This is a genomic window from Aurantiacibacter spongiae (assembly GCF_003815535.1).
Taxonomy (GTDB): Bacteria; Pseudomonadota; Alphaproteobacteria; order Sphingomonadales; family Sphingomonadaceae; genus Alteraurantiacibacter; species Alteraurantiacibacter spongiae.
This window is the reverse complement of sequence record NZ_RPFZ01000001.1, coordinates 2,740,294-2,758,994: the sequence shown is the minus strand read 5'-3', so window position 1 is coordinate 2,758,994 and position 18,701 is coordinate 2,740,294. Positions and strand designations below refer to the sequence as shown.

At 66.1% G+C, this 18,701-nt stretch carries 16 protein-coding genes and 1 tRNA gene; 5 read left to right on the top strand and 12 right to left on the bottom strand.

What is annotated here, in order from left to right:
• Window positions 1-18: 18 nt before the first annotated feature.
• The 3 genes from EG799_RS13470 to EG799_RS13460 all read right to left on the bottom strand — a co-directional run bounded on the left by EG799_RS13470 (window position 19) and on the right by EG799_RS13460 (window position 3,555).
• Complete coding sequence (locus EG799_RS13470) at window positions 19-1,224, bottom strand: type III PLP-dependent enzyme (RefSeq protein WP_123882278.1); 1,206 nt, start codon at window positions 1,222-1,224, stop codon at window positions 19-21.
• 114 nt (window positions 1,225-1,338) lie between these two features.
• Complete coding sequence (locus tag EG799_RS13465) at window positions 1,339-2,469, bottom strand: GNAT family N-acetyltransferase (RefSeq protein ID WP_123882275.1); 1,131 nt, start codon at window positions 2,467-2,469, stop codon at window positions 1,339-1,341.
• 27 nt (window positions 2,470-2,496) lie between these two features.
• Window positions 2,497-3,555 (bottom strand): 1,9-bis(guanidino)-5-aza-nonane synthase, encoded by a 1,059-nt coding sequence (locus EG799_RS13460; protein WP_123882272.1) that lies wholly within the window; start codon window positions 3,553-3,555, stop codon window positions 2,497-2,499.
• Window positions 3,556-3,812: 257 nt separating this feature from the next.
• Between EG799_RS13460 and EG799_RS13455 the strand changes: the two genes are divergently transcribed.
• Together EG799_RS13455 and EG799_RS13450 are read left to right on the top strand one after the other, a co-directional pair.
• Window positions 3,813-4,781 carry a threonine ammonia-lyase gene (locus EG799_RS13455; RefSeq protein ID WP_123882269.1) on the top strand — a complete coding sequence of 323 codons (969 nt, stop codon included), beginning with the start codon at window positions 3,813-3,815 and terminating at the stop codon, window positions 4,779-4,781.
• A 27-nt stretch (window positions 4,782-4,808) separates the two neighbouring features.
• Complete coding sequence (locus tag EG799_RS13450; protein ID WP_123882265.1) at window positions 4,809-5,231, top strand: MAPEG family protein; 423 nt, start codon at window positions 4,809-4,811, stop codon at window positions 5,229-5,231.
• A gap of 178 nt (window positions 5,232-5,409) precedes the next feature.
• Here EG799_RS13450 and EG799_RS13445 read toward each other — a convergent pair whose 3' ends face one another.
• From EG799_RS13445 to EG799_RS13405, 9 genes are all read right to left on the bottom strand, one after another.
• Window positions 5,410-6,795, bottom strand: coding sequence for an alpha,alpha-trehalose-phosphate synthase (UDP-forming) (locus EG799_RS13445; RefSeq protein WP_123882262.1), 1,386 nt, complete (start codon window positions 6,793-6,795; stop codon window positions 5,410-5,412).
• Between the two features lie 28 nt (window positions 6,796-6,823).
• Entirely contained in the window at window positions 6,824-8,650 is a 1,827-nt protein-coding gene (locus tag EG799_RS13440) for a glycoside hydrolase family 15 protein (protein ID WP_123882259.1), read from the bottom strand.
• Window positions 8,647-9,384: a trehalose-phosphatase gene (gene otsB / locus EG799_RS13435; RefSeq protein ID WP_123882254.1), complete on the bottom strand. Its 738-nt coding sequence runs from the start codon at window positions 9,382-9,384 to the stop codon at window positions 8,647-8,649. The genes EG799_RS13440 and otsB overlap by 4 nt, the downstream gene beginning before the upstream one ends.
• A 64-nt stretch (window positions 9,385-9,448) precedes the next feature.
• Complete coding sequence (locus EG799_RS13430; RefSeq protein ID WP_158611079.1) at window positions 9,449-11,488, bottom strand: acyltransferase family protein; 2,040 nt, start codon at window positions 11,486-11,488, stop codon at window positions 9,449-9,451.
• A 91-nt stretch (window positions 11,489-11,579) separates the two neighbouring features.
• Window positions 11,580-11,656: transfer RNA gene (locus EG799_RS13425), tRNA-Met, on the bottom strand.
• Between the two features lie 66 nt (window positions 11,657-11,722).
• Window positions 11,723-12,244, bottom strand: a complete 522-nt coding sequence (locus EG799_RS13420) for a 2'-5' RNA ligase family protein (protein WP_181950901.1) — start codon at window positions 12,242-12,244, stop codon at window positions 11,723-11,725.
• Window positions 12,241-13,212 (bottom strand): endolytic transglycosylase MltG, encoded by a 972-nt coding sequence (gene mltG, locus EG799_RS13415; protein ID WP_123882248.1) that lies wholly within the window; start codon window positions 13,210-13,212, stop codon window positions 12,241-12,243. The genes EG799_RS13420 and mltG overlap by 4 nt, the downstream gene beginning before the upstream one ends.
• 1 nt (window position 13,213) lies before the next feature.
• A complete protein-coding gene (gene fabF, locus EG799_RS13410; RefSeq protein ID WP_123882244.1) occupies window positions 13,214-14,479 on the bottom strand; it encodes a beta-ketoacyl-ACP synthase II in 1,266 nt (421 codons plus the stop codon).
• A gap of 103 nt (window positions 14,480-14,582) precedes the next feature.
• A complete protein-coding gene (locus EG799_RS13405) occupies window positions 14,583-14,819 on the bottom strand; it encodes an acyl carrier protein (protein WP_119587519.1) in 237 nt (78 codons plus the stop codon).
• Between the two features lie 167 nt (window positions 14,820-14,986).
• Here EG799_RS13405 and EG799_RS13400 point away from each other — a divergent pair, with 167 nt between their 5' ends.
• Genes EG799_RS13400 through EG799_RS13390 form a run of 3 tightly spaced genes read left to right on the top strand, consistent with a single transcriptional unit; the run spans window position 14,987 to window position 18,683 of the window.
• Window positions 14,987-15,502 (top strand): 2Fe-2S iron-sulfur cluster-binding protein, encoded by a 516-nt coding sequence (locus tag EG799_RS13400; protein ID WP_123882241.1) that lies wholly within the window; start codon window positions 14,987-14,989, stop codon window positions 15,500-15,502.
• Complete coding sequence (locus EG799_RS13395) at window positions 15,499-16,485, top strand: FAD binding domain-containing protein (RefSeq protein ID WP_123882238.1); 987 nt, start codon at window positions 15,499-15,501, stop codon at window positions 16,483-16,485. The genes EG799_RS13400 and EG799_RS13395 overlap by 4 nt, the downstream gene beginning before the upstream one ends.
• Window positions 16,482-18,683 (top strand): xanthine dehydrogenase family protein molybdopterin-binding subunit, encoded by a 2,202-nt coding sequence (locus EG799_RS13390; protein ID WP_123882234.1) that lies wholly within the window; start codon window positions 16,482-16,484, stop codon window positions 18,681-18,683. Before EG799_RS13395 ends, EG799_RS13390 begins: the two co-directional genes overlap by 4 nt.
• Window positions 18,684-18,701: the final 18 nt, after the last annotated feature.

Here is an 18,701-nt window from a genome sequence, read left to right as displayed (position 1 = left end):
TGCCCGTGTCCGACCTGATTAGCGCAGGCTGACCACGTTGTCGCTGGCGCGCGGATCGGGCCTGTCACCGCGGTAGAGGCTCGCCATGGGCTCGTCTGCCACCTCTACCGCGACCGTCGCACCAAAGCCGTTGAAGTCGGTCTTCATGGCGGCGCCGTAGGCTCCCAGCATGCCGATCTCGATATAGTCGCCAGCCTGGATGTCGCCCGGCAGCATGAATGGCCCCTTCATGTAGTCGGCATCGTCACAGGTCGGACCGTAGAAGGCGAATTCCGCCAGCGGTTCGCGAAGGTCGTCCTCCAGCGCGCGGACCGGAAAGCGCCAGGCGACGTGGGCAGCGTCGAACAGCGCGCCGTAAGCCCCGTCGTTGATATACAGTTCGTCGCCGCGGCGCTTTTCCACGCGAACTATAATGCTGGAATATTCGGCGCACAGCGCACGGCCCGGCTCGGCCCACAATTCCGCCGAATAGCTGATCGGCAGGGCCTCGAAATGCCGGTGGATCAGCGCGAAGTAATCCTCCAGCGCGGGCGGTTCGAGTCCCGGATAAACGCTCGGAAAACCGCCGCCCACATCGACGATGTCGACCGTCACCGCAGCTTCGGCGATGGCAGCGCGCACGCGTTCCAGCGCCTGGACGTAGGCGAAGGGCGTCATCGCCTGGCTGCCGACGTGAAAGCAGATGCCGAGCGCATCGCAATGCTGCCGGGTCGCCTGCAACAGCGGCGCGGCCTCGACCAGATCGACGCCGAACTTGGCCGCCAGCGACAGCTCGGAATGTTCGGAACTGACACGCAGCCGCACCAGCAGGTTGAGATCCCTGGCCGGCGAACCGTCCCCGGCCGTGGTCGCCTCGACGATCTTTGCGAGCTCTTCCAGAGTATCGAGGCTGTAGGTCTTCACCCCGTGCTCGAAATACGCCTCGCGCACGGCGCGAGCGGTCTTTACGGGGTGCATGAAGCACAGCGTCGCATCGGGCAGCTCGCGGCGAACCATCCGCACCTCGCCGATGCTGGCGACGTCGTAATGCGTGACGCCCGCTTTCCACAGGATACGGATCAGTTGCGGCGAAGGGTTGGCCTTTACCGCATACATCGCCTTGCCCGGAAACCGCTCCACGAAGAAGCGGGCCGCGCGCGCCGCTGCGTGCGGACGCGTAAGAATGGCAGGCTCGTCCGGCTCGAGGGCGCGGACTACAGCCTTGGCGTCGGGATACTGGAACAATTCAAGGGACCTCCGGGGTTCGTTTCTTGCTGCCTTGCGGTGGAAGTCCCTTGGGGCAGCGGAGGCGCGCATATAGGCGCGTGTGGGTGAACCGCAAGTGAAAAGCGATGGCTGTCATTCGCGCGCCATGGGGGCTCCGATCCGCTTGCCGAAAACGGAGCTGATCTTCGCGAATCCATTATGTTCGAAGAAGTGGTGGGCGTCCTCGTTCGCGTGCCCGCTTTCGAGGAAAACCCAGTCGGCCTCGCTAGCCGAAGCGCGTTCGATGGCGGCATCGAGCATGATCCGGCCCAGCCCTTCTCCGCGATGCTCGGACGCGATGGCCATATCCTCTATCGTGGCGTAGCGCGCCTCGCCGTCAGGACTCCAGGCGAGAACGAGGAGACCGATGATCGATCCGTTCCGGTCCCGCACGAGCAGGGTTTCGCCATCCGGATCGTTAGCGAAGTCGCGGGAAAACCGGTCGCGCAGATTGCCGATCCAGGTTTCCCCGTCCCGCGACAGGCCGGTCTGTATTTCACCGTGGCTGATGTAGGAGTTCTGCGAGCCGATGACCGTGGCTGCGAAATCGGCCGCTTCTCCGGCCGGTAGATCGGAACCGTGCCATGCGAGCGTGCAGCCTGCGTGATCGCGAAGGGCGTTCGCCTGATTCCGCTCTTCCGGGACTTCGCCCCGCCAGCGCGCGATTTCCTCGCAACCGACGATCTGGCCGGTTGTCGCGTAGAACTTTTCCCGCCGCAGGTTTTCGCTTCCGCCGGACCAGTTGAGCGCGCATCCCGCATCGAAGATGTCGCGCGTCTCTGTTGTGTAGTTGTCACGGTATTCGGCGGCCCAGCGTTCGCGGAAATACCCGTATTCCAGTGTCTCGTAAAACCATGCGACCCAGCTGGCGTAGATTTCCGGCTGAATTACGCCATCCTTGCGGAACCGGCTGGCAACCTCGAACAGATTGAGACACTGGTAAAAGAACGCGTCGGCCTCCTCGCGCGACTGAGCAGCAGGCTTATCGAGCGGGTTGATGCCGGTTTCGCCCCATTCGAGCGCGTCCCAATGCTCGGCCTTGTACTTGAACACCTCGATGGAGGCGAGTTCGAGGCCCAGATACGCGCTCGACTTCTCGATACGGTCCTCCCGGTGATGACCGCGACGATCGAGCCAGTAGGTGAACCCGAAGGAAAGGACGGACAGGAGCAGCGCGACGCTGGCGATCAGCGCCTCGGCACCGCTCCATTCGAACTGGTCCATCGTCTTTCCGACTCCGCCCGCTGGCTGTCAGTCGCGCTCGAACAGCTTGGCCCAGCGCCGCTTTTCGCGGGTCTTCCAGTGTTCGCGATGATAGGCATCGCTGGCGAGCAGGGGCATGACGCTGCCGGCTTCGGCGAACACCATCTGCTCGATTCCGGTATTGACCTTGCCCCAGCTCGCCGCCTCCTGCAGCGTCGAGGAGGAACAGGCCCCGTCGCGCACGTCGGCCACGGTGATCTGCACGGCATATTTGTGGACCGAGACGTCCTCGTGGCCGAGGATCTCCGCGCATACGACGGTATCCTGGATGAAGTTCTTGGGCACGCCGCCGCCCACCATCAGCAGCCCCGAATCCCCGCTTTCGATCTTGATCTGCGTCAGCTCGCGAAAGTCGGCCACGGCGTCGATCGACATGTAGCCTTCCCCCTTCTTCATCTGGTCGACCTGGTGCTTGACCAGGCCGAAACCGGCTGAACTGTCGACGAAGGCGGGGCAGAAGATCGGCACGTCGTGTTCGTAGGCGAGCTTGACGAGGCTGTTTTCCTTCTTGCCGTTCTCGACCAGGTAGCGGCCCATCTCGCGGATGAATTCGCGGCTCGAATAGCCGCGGTGCTCCAGCCCGTTGGCGATTTCGTTGATCGTGAAGTCGCAGTCCTGCAACTGCTCCTCGTCGATGTAGGTATCGTAGATCCGGTCGATGTAGAGCGAGCGCAGCGTGTCGTCGTCGGGCACTTCCAGCGCCTGGTAATGCTTGTGTCCGAGCCCTTCGAAAAAGTCCATGTCGACGATGGTCGCCCCCGTCGCCACGACGCAGTCGACCATGTTGGAACGGACCAGTTCGGCATACAGGTCCATGCAGCCGGCCGCGCTGGTGGAGCCGGCTACCACCAGGAAGATCGTGCAGTCCTCGTCCTTGAGCATCTGGTTGTAGATGCCGGTGGCGCGCGACAGGTCGCGGCTGGTGAAGCTCATCTTGCCCATCGAATCGATGATGGGCCGCGCGTCGAACTGGGTGATGTCGATATGTTCGACCTGGGTGGACAGCAGTTCGGCCTTGCGCGTGTCGTTGATCTTCTGCTCGGTCATGGGGTCGTGGTTCTCCTGCCTGGTTTGTCCGTTCAACGGGACGTGCGCCGCGCCGTTCCACATCGCGCCGGGATTGCAAGGGCAAAGCGGCAGGACGCAAAGGTGTGACAGGTGTGACAGTGTTCGGGAGCGAAACGCGCATGACCCGTCCGGCCGGCCCCGAACGGTGGAAATCTGCGATCCGGGAGCGGACAATCGACATCGCGGCGTGCTGCCGCGCGTGACAGGATGTAGGAAAGCGGGATATCGGGACACCCATGGATCAGCCCTCCCGTTCCCCTACCCGCGCGGGCGTGCTTCGCGCGGCGGAAAAGGTGTCACACCTCCTGCCGCCGACCCCGCTCCTGCCGGTCGAACTGAACGGCGCGCGTGTCTTTGCCAAGGCCGAATGCCTGCAACCTGTCGGCGCGTTCAAGATCCGCGGCGCATGGCACCGGCTCAGCGACCTTGACGAGGGCGAGCGTGCGCGCGGCGTCGTCGCCGTATCCAGCGGCAATCACGCGCAGGGCATCGCCTGGGCGGCGCGGCGTCTCGGGATGGCGGCGACCATCGTGATGCCGGAGGACGCGCCCCGCATCAAACTTGACCGCACCCGAAAGATGGGGGCCGAAATCGTCACCTACGACCGCATGACGCAGAACCGCGAGGCCATCGCGCAGGCGCTCGCCGACGAACGCGGCTGCACTTACGTCCACGCCTATGCCGACCCGTGGGTGATCGAGGGGCAGGGAAGCGCCGGGATCGAGATTGCCGCTCAGCTCGAGGCGATGGAGGAACCCGCCCCCACCCGCATCCTCGTGTGTTGCGGCGGCGGTGGCCTGACCGCCGGTATCGCCCTTGCCTGCCCGGATGCGACGGTGGTGCCGGTCGAGCCGGAAGGCTGGGACGACGTGTGCCGTTCCATCGAATCGGGCGCGATACAGGACGTCGGCGATAACCCGCCCCGGACGCGGTGCGACGCGCTGCAGACCTTCGCCACGCGCCCTGTAAACTTCGCGGTGCTGAAGGAACGCTGTTCCTACGGCCTGCGCGTGAGCGAGTCCGAGGTGCGCGAGGCGCAGCGTTTCGCCTTTGCCGAGCTGCGGCTGGTACTGGAGCCGGGCGGCGCGGTGGCGCTCGCGGCGGCGCTGGCGGGAAAGGCCAAGCTGGACGGGACGACGGCGATCGTGCTGACAGGCGGGAATGTCGACCCGCGCCAGTTCTGCCAGACCGTCTGGCAGGCCTGACCGGACAGACCTACACGGAGACGTACCATGCAGACAGATATCCTCGCCCCCGCCGCCGCGCTGGCGGTCTGGTCGATCGTCATGCTGGTGTGGATGGCGCAGACGCGCTTTCCCGCCATGAAGCAAGCCGGCATCGACATCGGCGAGAGGACCGGCGGACGCGGGCAGGATCTGGATGGCGTGCTGCCCGACAAGGTCAACTGGAAGGCGCACAATTACGCGCATCTGATGGAACAGCCGACCCTGTTCTACGCGGTCACGGTCATTCTCGCGATCGCCGGAACAGGCGAGGTGCAGGTCATCGCCGCCTGGGCCTATACCGCCCTGCGCGTCGTCCATTCGATCTGGCAGGCGACCGTCAACCGTATCGCGGTGCGTCTGCGCCTGTTTCAGCTATCCACCCTCGCCCTGGCCTTCCTCGCCCTGTCTGCGCTGTTCGCGACGATCTGAAGTCTGCGGCTGGGGCGGCGAGGCCGAAGCCGGACCAGACTTCGTGCGGCTCGGCTGAAACTGCGCGGGGGCAACGGCAACGCAGGCTTTGCACAGGGTCCGGGTTGTCGAAGTAAATGACGCGGGGCACGGGGCGTGGGAGGCGTGCGAACGGCCCCTCGCCATTGCGGGATCGCAGTCAGCCGGCCTGCGACAGGTCGTCCACGAAATTCGCGGTCCAGCGCTGCACGTTTTCTTCCCGCACCGACTTCAGCAGTTTTCCGTGCCTTTCCTTCCGCTCCTCGAGCGGCATGTCGAGCGCGAGCCGGATGTTGTGCGCGATGTCGTCCGCGCTATGCGGATTGACCAGCAGCGCATCGGACAATTGCTGCGCCGCGCCGGCGAATTGCGAGAGGATCAGCACGCCGGGATCGTCCGGATCCTGCGCCGCGACATATTCCTTCGCCACCAGATTCATCCCGTCGCGCAAGGGCGTGACTAGGCCGATCTTGCTGGCGCGATAGAAGCCGAACAGCTGTTCCTGACTCTGCCCCTTGTTCACGTAGCGCACGGGAACGAGATCGACTTCCGAGCGGGCACCGTTGATCTGCCCGGTCTTCTGTTCCAGCGTTTCCCGGATATCCTGGTAACTCTCCAGGTTTTCGCGGCTCGGCGGCGCGATCTGGATGAATACCAGGTCGCGCACCCGGTCCGGATGGCGGTCGAAGAAACGGGCGATACCGTCGAGCCGTTCGGGCAGGCCCTTGGAATAGTCCAGACGGTCGACCCCGATCATCGCGGTCCGGCGGCGGCACGAGCTTATGAGACGCTGCTGCGCCTGCCGCGCCTCCCCGGTATCACCCTTCTGGACGAAGTGATCGTAATCGATGCCGATCGGATAGGCGCGCGCTGTCGTCACCTTGCCGTCGAGTGTGATGCGGCCGCTTGCGTGATCGACGTCGGCCCCCAGCTCCTTCCCGCAGTAGTGCAGGAAGCTTTCGAGCCAGGTGTTGTTCTGGAAACCGAGCAGATCGTAGGCCAGCATCGTCCTGACGAGCCGGTCGTGATAGGGCAGCGACACGAACAAATTGGTCGGCGGCCACGGCGTGTGGAGGAAAAAGCCGAGCTTGTTCGTCACCCCGTTCTCGCGCAGCTGATTGCCCAGGGGCAGCAGGTGGTAATCGTGGACCCACACCATGTCGCCCGGGTCGATCAGCGGCAGCACGCTTTCGGCGAACCGGCGGTTGACCCGCTCGTAACCCTTGCCGAACTCGCGCTCGTACTGCGTCAGGTCGATGCGGTAGTGGAACAGCGGCCAGAGCGTGGAATTGGCGTAGCCGTAATAGTATTCCTGCACGTCCTGATGCTCGAGATCGATGGTCGCCGTCGTCACCCCTTCGGCCGAGCGGACGTAATTCACGCTGCCGGTGAATTCGTCGGTTTCCTGGCCGGACCACCCGAACCACACGCCGCCGTGGTCGCGCAGAGCCGCGTTGAGTGCGCCGGCCAGTCCGCCCTGCGCGCCGGGCACGCCGCGCGCCTTGGGCACGGCGACCCGGTTCGATATGACGACTAGCCTGGCGATGACGTTTCCCCTGTCGGAACGCTAAAGCTCAGCGCACGGTGCTCCAGCTTTGCGACAGCAGCCCGGCGCAATTGATTATACCGACCAGCGAGTAGGTCTGGGGGAAGTTCCCCCACAATTCGCCGTTTTCGAAGTCCATGTCCTCCGACAGGAGGCCCGACCCGGTGCGATGGGCGAGCATGGAGCAGAACAGGTCGCGCGCCTCTTCCTTGCGGTCCATCAGCGCCAGCGCCTCGATCAGCCAGAAGGTGCAGATGTTGAAGGCGGTCTCGGGCGCGCCGAAATCGTCCTCCGCCGCGTAGCGCAGCATGTGCTCGCCCCGGCGCAGGTCGCGCTCGATCAGGGCGAAGGTCTTCTGGAAGCGCGCGTCATCGGGATCGAGATAATGCAGTTCGAGCAATTGCAGCAGGCTCGCATCGAGATAGTCGCTCTGGAAGCTGGCGCCGTAATGGCCTTCCCCGTTCTCGCCCTTCCAGGCCTTCGCCTCCACCGTATCGCGAATGGCGTCGGCGCGTTCCTGCCACAGCGCGCGGCGATCGTCCTTGCCGAGGAAATCGGCGGTCTTTGCGAGCCGGTCGCAGGCCGCCCAGCTCATCACCGCGGAATAGGTATGCGTTTCCTGCCGGGTGCGGAATTCCCACAGGCCCGCGTCGGGCTGGTCGTGCTTGAGCCAGGCCATTTCGCCCACCTCCTCCAGCGCGGTGAAGTCGCGGTCGTCGGCGATCCGCAGCAGGCGCTTGTCGAAGAAGCCCTGCACGGTCGGCAGCACGATCTGGCCGTAGCAATCGTACTGCACCTGCTTGTAGGCGGCGTTGCCGATCCGCACCGGTCCCATGCCGCGGTAGCCGGCGAGGTGGGCGGCGGTCGTCTCGTCCAGCTCGGCGACGCCCATCACCGAATAGAGCGGCTGCACCTGTCCGCCCTGCGCCTCGTCGACGATGTTGCGCAGATAACCGAGATACTTCTCCAGCACGTCGAGCGCGCCGAGCCGGTTGAGCGCCTGCACCGTGTAGTACGAATCGCGGATCCAGCAGTAGCGATAGTCCCAGTTGCGCTCGCTGCCGGGCGCCTCGGGGATCGAGGTCGTCAGCGCCGCGACGATGGCGCCCGTCTCCTCGTGCTGGCACAGCTTGAGCGTGATCGCGGCGCGGATGACCGCGTCCTGCCATTCGAACGGCGTCGCCAGCCCGCGCACCCAGTGCTGCCAGTACTTGCGCGTCAGTTGCTCCATATGGCGCACTTCCTCGCGCAGATTGCCGACGAACGGCTCGTCCGGGCCGAGGAAGAAGTGCATGTCGTCCTCGATGCGGAAGAACCGGTTCTCGAGGATGTAGCCGACCGAGGCATCGGTGCTCAGCCGCAGGGCCTGCTGCGGCAACAGGTAGCGGATGTGATTGGTGCCGTTGGTCGTCTCCACGGTGGAGGCGCCGTAGTTGCGCATCGGGCTGAGCGCGACGCGGATGCGCGGATTGCCCGATACGGGCCGCACGATCCGCACGAAGGCGACCGGGCGGTACATCCGCCCCGATCGCTCGAAGCGCGGACAGAAATCGAGGATCTCCACCGCGCTGCCATCCTCCGCCTCCAGCGTGGTGACGAGGTTGGGCGTGTTGCGGATATATTCCTGCCGGGCGGACACCTGCCCTTCCAGCTCGAACCGCCAGACGCCGACATCCTGCGAGGACCCGTTGAGCAGAGCGCAAAAGGTCGGGTCGCCATCGACGCGCGGCACGCAGCCCCACACGATGCCGCCGCGCCGGTCGATGAGGCCGGAGACCTGGCAATTGCCGACCGGCCACAATTCGAGGTCGGAGACATGGGCGGGAAGGGGCGGTGCGCTGGTCTGCTGGGTCACAGGCCCAGCCAATGGTGCACTGCGGCAACGCTGGCAAGGTTGTATTTCGCCTGCTCGTTGCGCCGGTCCCCCACGGCGATGCCGAATCCGCCGAGGTCGGCGGCGGCGCACATGCCGTCCTCGTCGGTCACGTCATCGCCCACGAAGACCGGCACCGCACCGGCGAACGGGTCGCGGTCCATGAAGGCGCGCACCGCGCTGCCCTTGTTGGCGCCCCGCCCGACCAGCTCGATGAGGAACTTTCCCCGCTTGACGTCGAGATCGTGTTCGGCGGCGATGTCCCGGGCGAAGGCCAGCCCGCGCTCTTCCAGCGAGGGGTCGGCCCGGTAATGCAGCGCCGCGCCGTGCGGCTTGTCCTCCAGCGCGAAGCCGTGCTCCTGCGCGAAGTCGCGGATATCGGCAAGCGAGCGCGGTGGCAGCCCCCCCGGCACATTGCCCACCGCCCTGCCCGTCGCATCCCGGCAATGGCCGCCATGCGAACCCGCGCAGGCGAGCGCCACCGGCCCGACATGGCGTTCCAGATCGACGATGGCGCGTCCGCTGACGAGCGCCAGCCGCCCGCCCAGCCGATCCGCCAGCGCGCACAGCCGCTCGTGCAGGTTCGAAGGCACGGTAATGGCGTCGGGGGTGTCGGCCAGTTCGACGAGCGTGCCGTCGAAATCCAGGAACAGCGCGATCGTCTGTCCCGAGCGAAGCGCGGCAAGGTCGGGCGGCGGCGGCAGAGGTTCGGACATGACGGTGGGGGATAATGACGCACCCGCCAAGGTCAATCGCCGATGCCCCCGGCGTCTATTATCATCAACCCGGCGTGTCGGGTATCGACAGCACCCCGCGCCGCATCATCTCGCGCAGCAGCCATTCCGATCCGGCGAGGCTGAGGTGATCGTCGTCACGGTAGAGGATGCGGTCGCCCAGCTGCGTGCGGCAATCATCGGGGCACAGCACGTCGGCGGGGGACAACGCCTTCGCGTTGTACCGCGCAATCACCGTGTCGATGATCGCATTGGTTTCGGCCGCGCGGCGGACATAGTCGCCCCGGTCCACCGCGCGCGGCGATACGCCCGTCCAGGTCCGGCGCGCCATCGCCTTGGGAATGTCGTAGCCGAATTCGGGCGTGGGCCGCATGACGATGACATCGACCCCGTCGTCGGTCAGTTCCCTTACCGTCATGTCCAGTCCTTCGAGAACCAGCGCCGGATTGGAGGCGTCTTCGGGTTGCCGCGCGCGTTCCATCTCCGCAAGGTCGGCATCGATTCCCGCTTCGCCTTCGGATCGCTCGCCCTCGGTAAGCAGCGCCCAGCGACTGATGAGAATCACCGTCTCGTCGCCGGAAAGGCGCTCGATCTCCTCGAGCACGCGGCGATTGTGGCGTTCGCATTGCTCCCCGTCATCCTTGTCGGTGCGCCCCAGCCCCACCATCGCGGCACAGGACGGACGGACATAGGCCAGACCCGACAGGCCTTGCTCGTCCAGTATCTCGTCGAAGGCAGCGACCATCGCCAGCGAATGGGAATCGCCCCAGATCACAAGATCCGGCTCGCTCGAAGGTGCCAGATCCTCGCCTACCGCACACGGCAATCTCGTACGCTCCATCCGCTCGTATTCGAGGCTGAGCGTTCCGCGAGCCTTGGCGACCGAATAGGCGAGCTGCGTGGGCGCGGGCAACCGGTCGGGAAACCCGTCCATCGTCAGCGGCACCGTCGCGGCGGCAGCCACCCCCGCCATCGCCGCACCTGACCACGCGAGTGCCCTGGCGCGGTCGGTGCGAACGGGCTTGCGCGGCCGCCGGAAGGGCTGCTCGACATAGCGCCAGGATAGCCAGGCGAACACGAATGACAGACCGATCGCCATCAGCGCCACGGACAGCGGGAGATCGGCGCTCGAAAGCCGCAGCCGGAACAGCACGATCAGCGGCCAGTGCCAGAGATAAAGCGAGTAGGATACGAGTCCGATCAGCACGAAAGGCCGCAGCGACAACAGGCGGGCGGCAAGGGAGGTCCCGCTCGCTCCACTCCAGATCAGCAGGACCGTTCCGAGACAGACGGGGAGCGCCGCGAGCCCGGGAAACGGGGAGTTTTCCGTGAGAAGCGCGATACTTGCAGCGATCAGGAACAGACCCGCGATGCCCCCCGCCTCGCACCAGCGGCGATCCGTCGCCGGGGGAATGGCGCCGAGTGCGAGCAGCGATCCCAGCCCCAGTTCCCACAACCGCAGGGGCGAAAGGTAGAACGCCATCATCTGGACACGATGCGCGCCCCAGACAGAGATCGCGAAGGAGATGGCGCACAGGGCAGCCAGCACGCGCAGGCGCTGATGACGATGACGGCCCGAAAGCGCGACGAGCAGGACGGGAAAGACGAGGTAGAATTGTTCTTCCACCGCCAGCGACCAGGTGTGCAGCAGCGGATCGAAGGCGACGTCGGCGCCGAAATAGTTCGATCCTTCCGTCAGAAACCGGATGTTCGACGCGAACCCGATCGCCGCAATGGCCGACTTGCCGAGCGCGACATACTCGTCCGGCAGCAGGATGAACCAGCCGCCGACGAGGCAGGCGAGAATGACGGTCAGAACTGCCGGCAGGATGCGGCGCGCGCGGCGTTCGTAGAACTTCGCGATCGAATAGGTGCCACGCTCGATCTCGCTCGCCAGTATTCCGGTGATGAGAAGGCCCGAAATGACGAAGACGATGTCGACGCCGACGAGACCGCTGGATAAACCGGCTATTCCAGTGTGGCACAGCACCAGCGGCACCACGGCGAGGCAGCGAAGGCCGTCGATGTCGCTCCGGTAGACCGCGCCTTCCCGTTCACGGCCCGCAGCCGCCGCGGCAAAGGGCAAGGGGCGCCAGCTATCCGGATGAACCGGCAGCTCCAGCCTTGAGGAATGGATTACCGGCGGTTTGGGGATAACCGGATCGACCCACCGGGCCTGGTAGCGGAGGAGGGACTCGAACCCCCGACACGGGGATTATGATTCCCCTGCTCTAACCACCTGAGCTACTCCGCCCCATCGGGCAAGGCGCGCCATTTAGGTGGCGGGGCGCGGCTGGTCAACCGGCAAAACGACGCACCGTCAACCGCGGAAGCGGAAGCTCTTGAGGTGTTCCCACGGACCGCCGCGATAGGCGTGAAGCCCAAGCCCGGCAAAGGCGAAATCGCGCGGCACGATCTGCGGTGCAAGCTGCGCCTGGAGCGCCTTGGCGTCTTCCAGACTGACCTTGTTCTGCACGGTGACGTGCAGCCGGGGCCGGTGTTCGTCCTGCGGGGTCAGCAGGCCGTGGAAGCGATCGGCCAGCTCGCGCCACAGCGCGATCATGCCCTCGCTCTCGATCCTGAGCGCGGTGCCCTTCCCCAGCTTCATGACGCCGAGCAGCCGCGCGGGGACGGGCGAATGGTCGCGCACCATGCGCGCCAGGCATTCGCGCACCTCCCCCTCCGCACTCGGCGGAAGGGCGTGGAACAGGGTGACATGGGCCGCGAGATAGTTGCGTTCGGGCGGAAAGTGCGCCTGTCGTAGCGCGTTGGCACGGGCCTGGAGATCGTCGGGCAGCAGCGCGGTGACGATGAGCGGCGCTGGACCGCCGGCGCCGGTCACATCTCCCCGCGTTCGCGGCGCAGGGCGAACCAGCGCTCCACCGCCGCGTTGTGGCCGGCGAGCGTATCGTTGAACTCGTGACCGCCCGTGCCGTCCGCGACCATGTAGATGGCGTCGGTATCGGCCGGATGGAGCACCGCCTCTATGCTGGCACGGCCGGGATTGGTAATCGGCCCCTTGGGCAGTCCAGCCATCGAATAGGTGTTGTAATCGTTGATGGCGGCGATTTCGGACTGGCGGATGCGACGGCCGAGCGGGCGCCCCTTGGTGATCGGGTAGATGATCGTGGGATCGGCCTGGAGCCTGATGCCCTGCCGGATGCGGTTGGAATAGAGGCCGGCGACCATGCGCCTCTCGCGCGGGACGCCCGTTTCCTTTTCCACGATCGAGGCGAGCGTCACCGCTTCCTGCGGCGTTTTCGCCACCGTGTCCGGACTGCGCCTGGGCCACAGCTCGGCCACGGCCCGGTCCATCGCCACCTGCATCCGGGCAAGCACGGCGGCCCGCGATTCGCCGCGCTCGAAATCGTAGGTGTCGGGCAGGACGCTGCCTTCCTCGGGCACCGGTATCGCGCCGGTCAGCAGCGGCTCGGCCATCAGGATATCGTGCACCATCACGCTTGGCATTCCCTCGGGCACGGTCACGAAGCGGCGGATGACCTCGCCGTGCTGGAGCGTGTCGAGGATGCCGGCGGGGCTGTCGTTGGCGGCCAGCATGAACTCGCCGGCCTTCACCGGATCGCCGCTGCCCAGAAGCTTGGCACGAAGGAGAAAGCCGTCGGCGTCGCCGATGACGCCCACTTGCGCAAGCTTGTTGGCGGTGGAGGTCAGCGTCGCGCCGGAGGGGACGATGAAAGCGGTGTCTTCCTCGATCTCGGCGCTGCCGTACCAGCCCGCCAGGAACCAGCCCGCGAGAACCGCGACGATCAGCACACCGACGGCCGCCAGCAGGCCGAACGTGCGCGTCATGTCAGTCCTCGTTCCGCTTCATCACCAGCGAGGCGTTGGTGCCGCCGAAGCCGAAGCTGTTGTTCAGGATCGCGCGGATCCTGCGCTCCTTCGCCTCGTGCGGCACGAGGTCCACGCCCTCGCAACTGGGCGAGGGATTGTCGAGGTTGAGCGTCGGCGGCGCGACCTGGTCGCGCATCGCCAGGATGCAGAAGATGCTCTCCACCGCGCCCGCGCCGCCGAGCAGGTGGCCGATGGCGGACTTGGTGCTGCTCATCGAAACGCCGTCGATGGCATCGCCGAACAGGCGGCGGACCGCGCCCAGTTCCAGCTCGTCTCCCAGTGGCGTGCTGGTGCCGTGGGCATTGATGTAATCGATGTCCGATGGCTCGAGGCCCGCCTTGCGCAGCGCCATCGCCATCGAGCGATAGGCGCCCGACCCCTCGGGATGCGGAGCGGTGACGTGATAGGCGTCGCCCGACAGACCGTATCCCAGGACTTCGGCGTAGATCGTGGCGCCGCGCCGTTTCGCGTGTTCGTATTCCTCCAGCACGACGACGCCCGCGCCCTCGCCCATCACGAAACCGTCGCGCGCCTCGTCATAGGGCCGGCTGGCCCTCGTCGGCTCGTCGTTGAAGGCGGTGGAAAGGGCGCGCGCCTGGGCGAAGCCGGCAATGCCGATGGGGCAGATCGTCGCCTCCGCACCGCCCGCCAGCATGATGTCGGCATCGTCCTCGCGGATCATGCGCGCGGCATCGCCGATCGAGTGCGCCCCGGTCGAGCAGGCCGTGACGACCGCGTGGTTGGGGCCCATGAGGCCGTATTTGATGCTGACCTGCCCGGACACGAGGTTGATGAGCCGTCCGTGGACGAAATGCGGGGAGACGCGGCCCGGACCCTTCTCTGCCAGGACGAGCGATTCCTTCTCGATCCCCGGCAGGCCGCCGATGCCCGAGCCGATGGAACAGCCCGCGCGCAGGCGCAGATCCTCCGGCATGTCTTCCAGCCCCGCGTCCTCGATCGCCTGTCCGGCGGCGTCGATGCCGTAGACGATGAACGGATCGACCTGGCGCTGGACCTTGTGATCGACGCGCCTGTCGGCGTCGAAGCCGTATTCGTGATCGGCCGGCTTCACCTCGCAGGCGATCCGGCACTTCTGGTCGGACGCATCGAAACGGGTGATCGGCCCCGCCCCGCTCCTGCCGGCCTTGATGTTGCCCCAGGCGGTCTCCACGTCCGCACCCAGCGGCGTAACGAGGCCCAGTCCGGTCACGACGACACGCCGCATACTATCTCTCCGCAATTACAAAAGGCCCAGCCTTGCGGGGCCGAGCCTTCCAACCCCGTCCGCGTCGGGGAAGACCTTTCGCGAACGAGGCCAGGTGGTTGTCTTAGCTGGTGTGCTCTTCGATGTACTTGTTGGCGTCGCCCACCGTGTTGATCTTCTCGGCCGCGTCGTCGGGGATTTCCACGCCGAACTCTTCCTCGAAGGCCATGACCAGCTCGACGATATCGAGGCTGTCGGCACCCAGGTCGTCGATGAAGCTGGCATCGGGCGTGACCTTGTCTTCCTCGACGCCGAGATGCTCGACCACGATCTTCTTCACGCGTGCGGCGATATCGCTCATGTAATCCCTCTCACTCATGCAGGGTTTCAAGTTGCCCCGGCCCTAATCAAGCCCGCCGGCCAGCGCAAGGGCCATCCGGCGATCCGCGCGGCGGGCGGGACTTGCGGACATTCGCAAATGTCGGACCCCATCGGCGCTACGGGCGTTGGCGCAGGTAAGGAGGCCCCATGACCATTACAGTTAACGGCAACAGCTACAGCTTCGACGGCGATCCGCGCACCTCGCTGCTCGATTTCCTGCGGACCGATTGCGGCCTTACGGGCACCAAGAAGGGGTGCGACCACGGCCAGTGCGGGGCCTGCACGGTGCTGGTGAACGGGCAGCGGATCAATTCGTGTCTGACGCTGGCGGCGATGCACGATACCGATGACGGCGGCGATGCCATCACGACGGTGGAAGGCCTGGGCGATCCGGCCAGCCTGTCCGACCTTCAGGCCGCCTTCGTGAAGCACGACGCCTATCAGTGTGGCTACTGCACGCCGGGCCAGATCTGTTCCGCCACCGCGCTGATCGAGGAAGCGAAGGCCGGGTGGCCCAGCTTCGTGAGCGAGGACATGGAAAATCCGGGAAATACGCTGAGCGACGACGAGATACGCGAGCGCATGAGCGGCAACCTGTGTCGCTGTGGCGCCTATGCCAACATCCTCGCCGCCATTCGCGAAGTCGCGGGAGAAGCGGCATGAAGCCGTTCGACTACCAGCGCGCCGACCGGCTCGAGCATGTCACCGACCTGACCAGCGCGGACGACACGACGGTCATCGCGGGCGGCACCAACCTGCTCGACCTGATGAAGCTGCAGGTGGAAACGCCTTCCACCCTGTGCGACGTCAACCGCCTGCCGATGAACGATATCGAGGCGACGGACGATGGCGGCCTGCGGATCGGCGCGCTCGTCACCAACTCGGCCTGCGCCGCCGATGCCCGCATCCGCAGCGACTACCCGCTGCTCGCCCGCGCGATCCTTGCCGGAGCGACGCAGCAGCTTCGCAACAAGGCGACCACGGGCGGCAATCTGTGCCAGCGCACGCGGTGCTATTATTTCTACAACATCGACCAGCCGTGCAACAAGCGCGAACCCGGTTCGGGCTGCGGGGCGCTGAACGGCTACAACAAGCTGCATGCCGTGCTCGGGGCGAGCGAGACCTGCATCGCCACCTATCCGGGCGACATGGCCGTCGCCATGTCCGCGCTCGACGCCAGGGTGGAGACGTTGCGGGCCGACGGCTCGAACCGGTCCATACCGGTGCGCGAGTTTCACCGCTTGCCGGGCGACGAACCGTGGCGCGACAACGTGCTCGAAGCCGGGGAGGTCATTACCGGTGTCACCCTCCCCCCGCCCGCGGGCGGTCGGCAGGTCTATCGCAAGGTGCGCGAACGCTCGTCCTACGCCTTCGCGCTCGTCTCGGTCGCGGCGCTCGTCACGATGGATGGCTGCCGCATCGCCGGCGCCTCGCTGGCCTTCGGCGGGCTGGCGCACAAGCCGTGGCACGATCCGCGCATCGACGAATTGCTGAGCGATGCGGAGCCTTCGGACGAGCTCTTCGACAAGGCCGCCGACCTGCTGCTCGAAAACGCGCGCGGCTACGGCGACAACGATTTCAAGATCCCGCTGGCGCGGCGCACGCTGATCGCGACCCTGCGCGAAGCGACGGGAGAGAACGCATGAATACCCTTACCTTCGACAAACCCGATACCGACGACCGGCTCGACACCATGGCGCAGGGCGTCATCGGCAAGGCGCTGCCCCGCCCCGACGGACCGGGCAAGACCAGCGGCACGGCGCCCTACGCCGCCGAATACGGCATCGAGAATTGCGCCGAGGGCGTGCTCGTCACCGCCGCCATTACCAGGGGCACCGTCACCGCACTGGACGTGGATGCGGCCTGCGCCATGCCGGGCGTGGTCGGTGTCTATTCCGATGAACGCATGATCGCCCGCCCGGCGCAGGGCACGGCGGGAGAAGCGCCGGTCCAGCATATCGAGAAGGTCGCCTACTGGGGACAACCGATCGCGGTGGTCGTGGCCGAGACGTTCGAACAGGCGCGCGATGCCGCCAAGGCCTTGAAGGTCGAGTACAACGCCGAGGATGGCGCCCCCGTCGATCCCGATGCACAAGGCCTCGAATGGTCGGAAAAGAGCGGAGCGGTGCGGCAGGGCGACCTCGATCACGCCATGGCCGAGGCGGCGCACAGCGTCGATGTCACCTATACCACGCCCGGCCACAACAGCGCGCCGATGGAGCCGCACGCCGCCATCGCGCAGTGGGATGGCGACACGCTGACCGTCCACGCATCGCTGCAGATGCTCAACTACAACGTCCCCGAGCTCGCCGATACGCTAGGACTAGCGGAGGACAAGGTCCACATCATCAGCCGCTACGTCGGCGGCGGGTTCGGATCGAAGCTGGGCATCTCGCCCGATGTCGCCGCGGCGTCCATCGCCGCGATGAAGCTGGGCCGCCCGGTTCGCGTCGTCCTTAGCCGCCAGCAGGTTTTCCAGTGCGTGATGCGCCGGTCGGAAACGACGCAGCGCATCCGCCTGGCGGCCGACAAGGACGGCAGGCTGTCCGGGTTCGGGCACGAGGCGAAGGTGACGAACCTGCCCGAAGAGGACTTCTTCGAGCCGGTCCTTCAGGCCAGCAAGTTCCTCTATGCCGGCGAGAACCGGGTGCTGGCGATGGAGACCGCGCGCATTCACCAGATGACCGCCGGATCCGTCCGCGCCCCGGGCGAGGCGGTCGGGATGCAGGCGCTCGAGGCCGCGATGGACGAGCTTGCCAACGAGATCGGCATGGACCCGCTCGAACTGCGGCTGCGCAACATTCCGGAAAAACATCCGAGCAAGGACTTGCCCTTTTCGAGCCGCAAGCTGGCCGAATGCCTGAAGGCGGGCGCGGAGGCGTTCGGCTGGGACGGGTCCGACCGCAAGCCGTGCCAGCGGCGCGAGGGCGAATGGTGGATCGGCACCGGCATGGCGACCGCTGCGCGAATCCACAATCTGTCCAAGGCCCGGGCGCGCGTGACACTGAATGCGGACGGCACCGCCGAAGTCGCCACCGACATGACCGATATCGGCACCGGCACCTATACCATTCTCGGCCAGGTGGCCGGGGAGATGCTGGGGCTCGACCCCGCGGATGTGGTCGTGCGACTGGGAGACAGCGCCTTCCCCCGCGGGTCCGGCTCGGGCGGTAGCTGGGGAGCCGCATCGACCGGCTCCGCGGTCTATCAGGCGTGCCTCGCCGTGCGCGCGGAACTGTGCGACCGGATGGGCTGCGACGAGGGCGATCTGACGTTGAAGGACGGTTTCGCCACGGTCGGCAACGAACGCCGTGCGCTGACCGACATCGTGGGCGACGCGGCGATCGAGCGCGAAGGCGCAATCGAGCCGGGCAAGACGCAGAAGGAATACGCGCTGGCCACCTTCGGATCGTTCTTCTGCGAAGTGGCCGTCAACGCCTGGACGGGCGAAACCCGCGTGCGCCGCATGACCGGCGCGTTCGGCATTGGCCGCGTCCTGAACGAGATGACGGCCCGCTCCCAGTGCTATGGCGGCATGGTCTGGGGCATCGGCAGCGCATTGACCGAATCGCTCGTGTTCGACCGGCGCGACGGGCATCTGGTGAACCCGGACCTTGCCGAATACCACGTGCCCGTGAACCTCGACATTCCCGATCTCGAGGTGATGTTCGTCGAGGAACGCGACCCGGCCGCCAGCCCCATCCAGGCCAAGGGCGTCGGAGAGCTTGGCATCTGCGGCGGCGCCGGGGCGATCTGCAACGCGATCTACCACGCCTGCGGCGTGCGCGTGCGCGACTTCCCGATGACGCCGGACCGGCTGATCGCCGAGTTGCCTATGCCCTGAGAACCGGGGTCCGGAAGG

Excerpts from the sequence above, each read along its gene's own strand:
- EG799_RS13465 (WP_123882275.1), bottom strand. The coding sequence starts at position 2,469 with ATGGACCAGTTCGAATGGAGCGGTGCCGAGGCGCTGATCGCCAGCGTC.
- EG799_RS13460 (WP_123882272.1), bottom strand. The coding sequence starts at position 3,555 with ATGACCGAGCAGAAGATCAACGACACGCGCAAGGCCGAACTGCTGTCC.
- EG799_RS13455 (WP_123882269.1), top strand. The coding sequence starts at position 3,813 with ATGGATCAGCCCTCCCGTTCCCCTACCCGCGCGGGCGTGCTTCGCGCG.
- EG799_RS13450 (WP_123882265.1), top strand. The coding sequence starts at position 4,809 with ATGCAGACAGATATCCTCGCCCCCGCCGCCGCGCTGGCGGTCTGGTCG.
- otsB (WP_123882254.1), bottom strand. The coding sequence starts at position 9,384 with ATGTCCGAACCTCTGCCGCCGCCGCCCGACCTTGCCGCGCTTCGCTCG.
- mltG (WP_123882248.1), bottom strand. The coding sequence starts at position 13,212 with ATGACGCGCACGTTCGGCCTGCTGGCGGCCGTCGGTGTGCTGATCGTC.
- fabF (WP_123882244.1), bottom strand. The coding sequence starts at position 14,479 with ATGCGGCGTGTCGTCGTGACCGGACTGGGCCTCGTTACGCCGCTGGGT.
- EG799_RS13405 (WP_119587519.1), bottom strand. The coding sequence starts at position 14,819 with ATGAGCGATATCGCCGCACGCGTGAAGAAGATCGTGGTCGAGCATCTC.
- EG799_RS13400 (WP_123882241.1), top strand. The coding sequence starts at position 14,987 with ATGACCATTACAGTTAACGGCAACAGCTACAGCTTCGACGGCGATCCG.
- EG799_RS13395 (WP_123882238.1), top strand. The coding sequence starts at position 15,499 with ATGAAGCCGTTCGACTACCAGCGCGCCGACCGGCTCGAGCATGTCACC.
- EG799_RS13390 (WP_123882234.1), top strand. The coding sequence starts at position 16,482 with ATGAATACCCTTACCTTCGACAAACCCGATACCGACGACCGGCTCGAC.